A 1,060-nucleotide genomic window follows, 5' to 3' on the forward strand; every position below is an offset into this window, starting at 1 on the left:
GCCTTGAGGTTGGCGCGGCGCACGCGCAGCGCGGTGAGGAACGCCTCTTCGGCGGTCTGCGAGGAGGCGCCGAGCACGCGGGTGATCTCGGCCACGATATCCTCGTCGCCGGTGGCCTCGATCGCCTTGATGACGTCGCGGGCCAACTCGTCGGCAAGGTCTTCGGTCACGCCCATGATGCGGCCTCAGCGGGTGGTCTCGGTCAGGCGGCGCTTGACGTAGCCGGTGACCGTTTCGACCATCGTGTCCATGTAGGGCTCGCGGAAGAAATGGTCCGCGCCCTCGATCTGCTCGTGGGTGATGGTGATGCCCTGCTGCTCCTTGAGCCGGGCCACGAGCTGACCGGTATCGGCGGGCGGGGCGACGCGGTCGGCGCTGCCGTTGATCACCAGGCCCGAGGCGGGGCACGGCGCCAGGAACGAGAAATCGTACATGTTGGCGGGCGGCGCCACCGACACGAAGCCGGTGATCTCGGGCCGCCGCATCAGCAGTTGCATGCCGATCCACGCCCCGAAGGAAAAGCCCGCGACCCAGCAATGCTTGGAATTGGCGTTCATGGATTGCAGGTAGTCGAGCGCCGAGGCGGCGTCGCTCAGCTCGCCCACGCCCTGGTCGTATTCGCCCTGTGACCGCCCGACGCCGCGAAAGTTGAAGCGCAGCACGGTAAAGCCCATGCCGTGAAAGGCATAGTGCAGGTTGTAGACCACCTTGTTGTTCATCGTGCCGCCGAATTGCGGGTGCGGGTGCAGGATGATGGCGATCGGCGCGTCGCGGTCGCGCTGCGGGTGATACCGGCCTTCGAGACGGCCCTCGGGGCCGGCAAAGATTACCTCGGGCATTGTGCTCTCTTCCTGTCCCCGTCCTGACGTCCCTGTCCGGCGCGGCACCCTGCGCGGGCGTAATTCTTGACGGCACGGGGGCCGCGCTCTAGGCAAGCGGGACCATCGGCACCGGCACGGTCGAGCGCCGGGATACGCGCTGCGCCGCCCGAGGTCAATCTGTGTCGCACCGCACCGGGGAGGAGGGGCCATGAAACTCAGCACCAAGGGGCGCTACGCGA

1 protein-coding gene is annotated in these 1,060 nt (G+C 67.5%); it reads right to left on the minus strand.

What is annotated here, in order from left to right; translation table 11 throughout:
• Positions 1 to 185: 185 nt before the first annotated feature.
• A complete protein-coding gene (locus ACFFU4_RS18295) occupies positions 186 to 839 on the minus strand; it encodes an alpha/beta hydrolase (protein WP_377071341.1) in 654 nt (217 codons plus the stop codon).
• Positions 840 to 1,060 lie beyond the last annotated feature (221 nt).

Source organism: Roseovarius ramblicola, from assembly GCF_042430665.1.
Classification (GTDB): domain Bacteria; phylum Pseudomonadota; class Alphaproteobacteria; order Rhodobacterales; family Rhodobacteraceae; genus Roseovarius; species Roseovarius ramblicola.

Coding starts and splice junctions, on each gene's coding strand:
- ACFFU4_RS18295 (WP_377071341.1), bottom strand. CDS start 839: ATGCCCGAGGTAATCTTTGCCGGCCCCGAGGGCCGTCTCGAAGGCCGG.